This window comes from Oribacterium sp. KHPX15, from assembly GCF_900107835.1.
Taxonomy (GTDB): Bacteria; Bacillota; Clostridia; order Lachnospirales; family Lachnospiraceae; genus Oribacterium.
Window position 1 is genome coordinate 1 of the sequence record NZ_FNRG01000078.1, and the last position, 1,587, is coordinate 1,587.

Annotated in this window: 4 protein-coding genes; 1 reads left to right on the forward strand and 3 read right to left on the reverse strand. The window is 37.5% G+C overall.

Going from position 1 to position 1,587, the window contains the following annotated elements; translation table 11 throughout:
* Positions 1 to 214: 214 nt before the first annotated feature.
* Together BLV86_RS18060 and BLV86_RS17390 are read right to left on the reverse strand one after the other, a co-directional pair.
* Positions 215 to 370: a hypothetical protein gene (locus tag BLV86_RS18060; RefSeq protein ID WP_175456609.1), complete on the reverse strand. Its 156-nt coding sequence runs from the start codon at positions 368 to 370 to the stop codon at positions 215 to 217.
* A gap of 3 nt (positions 371 to 373) precedes the next feature.
* Positions 374 to 652 carry a helix-turn-helix domain-containing protein gene (locus BLV86_RS17390; RefSeq protein ID WP_090820110.1) on the reverse strand — a complete coding sequence of 93 codons (279 nt, stop codon included), beginning with the start codon at positions 650 to 652 and terminating at the stop codon, positions 374 to 376.
* A 311-nt stretch (positions 653 to 963) separates the two neighbouring features.
* Here BLV86_RS17390 and BLV86_RS17395 point away from each other — a divergent pair, with 311 nt between their 5' ends.
* The gene (locus BLV86_RS17395; RefSeq protein ID WP_090820112.1) at positions 964 to 1,251 is read left to right on the forward strand and encodes a hypothetical protein; all 288 of its coding nucleotides are present in this window, start codon (positions 964 to 966) and stop codon (positions 1,249 to 1,251) included.
* Between the two features lie 153 nt (positions 1,252 to 1,404).
* Here BLV86_RS17395 and BLV86_RS18065 read toward each other — a convergent pair.
* The coding region (locus tag BLV86_RS18065) for a hypothetical protein (RefSeq protein WP_330386263.1) at positions 1,405 to 1,587 on the reverse strand (183 nt) is incomplete at its 5' end.

Sequence of the window (1,587 nt, forward strand, 5' to 3'; positions counted from 1 at the left end):
ATCTCCGTTCTTACAGACTCTGTATACGCTGTATCCGCCTGCTCCAGTTCTGCCGGATTGATGACCTCATCGTTGTTGAAAAAATATCCATTAAATACAGATGCAAATATTGCATTATCCTTAAAAAATTCCTTCAATGCTGCATCCGGTGTTGGCATTCCAATTTTTTTCATGTTTATTCTTTCTTCTGTTTCCTCAATTCTTTTTTTGGCATTCAACCATTTGTTTTATTGCCGGCATTCCATCCGTCTCTATGTACGCGTACGTTTATACGTATCTTCGGGCACACTTTATTCTTCTTGATGTAAAACTTCTTGACCTCTGGGTTATAGATCTTAAGCCCAATCTTTAAGTGTTCATTTTTGAACACTTTTTAATTTCCTACAATCTGATGTAATTCTTTATAATATGCCAAATAACGATAGGCGGTTCTTCTACTGATATCGCCCTCTGCCACAATCTCCATAAGTGTCATACCATTTTCATATTTAACAATAAAATCATTGTATGCAGACATCCATGCTTCATCATGTTTTTTACGCCCACCGAAATTACGGTTTCGAAGTTTTTCATTTTCTGCTTTAAGCTCAGAAATTTCATTTTCCAATTCTTTTATTCTATCAAGAGCTTCATCAAGAGTTGTTATATTCATTTTGTGCCTCCTCGCTTTCTGGCACCATTGTAAGTCTAGTCTGCCCTGCGTGTCAACTTGTTTTTTGACATATGTTGCCTCTTTGATACTGTCTCTCAGGTCAGAGCTGTGAGGAATAGCTCTCTCGACTATCCTCCGGTATTTATGTGTTCATACCTTCCTCGGTACTATCCAGGTCTCCGATTGTATGCAAATAAATTAAATAAAACTAAATTGGTGTAAATCTATCGAAATAATCAAAACGTTATGGTATGATGTATAGGTTTCAAATATGATAATATGTTCATTTATTAATGAAAGAAAGGCTTAAAATGAAGAGACTTGGTATTTTACTGGCTACAGCAGCTCTTACTGTTTCTGCAAGTGCGTCTGCGTTTGCATATCACAGCTACAGCAGCTATGATGTGAGAAATAACGACAGAAGCATATGCGATAATTATGTATGTGACGATTATTATTCCGTATACGGTGAAAACTGTGAGGATAATTACGGAGTATACGGTGAAAACTGTGAGGATAATTACGGAGCATGCTATGGAAACTATGGTTACAGAAGTGGTTCATACAGAATAAACGGAATTTGCCACAGCTGCAGATAAACAGATCTTTCATATGATCGAGACCCCCTAATAAAGCCATATATAAAAAACATGGCGAAATTATCGAGGTGACCCATAAAGGTTAGGCTTTATAAGCGTAGCAGATTTATTTCCGCTACGCTATTTTTATGTAGATCTTTCTTTATATTTCACTCAATATCCAAGCTCGGCAAGCTTTGCCTTTAAAGCCGCTATCTCGGCATCCTTCTCTTCCAGCGCAGCTCTGTTTTCTGCCAACTCAGCATCCATCTCTTCAAACTGAGACTTGAACTGCATATAAATCTTCTCATCACGTTTTTCAAGAACCTTACACATCTTCTGTCTCCCTTCTCCCTG

What these genes read in the sequence shown, in the direction of transcription:
- BLV86_RS17390 (WP_090820110.1), bottom strand. Translation starts at nt 652, where the DNA reads ATGAATATAACAACTCTTGATGAAGCTCTTGATAGAATAAAAGAATTG.
- BLV86_RS17395 (WP_090820112.1), top strand. Translation starts at nt 964, where the DNA reads ATGAAGAGACTTGGTATTTTACTGGCTACAGCAGCTCTTACTGTTTCT.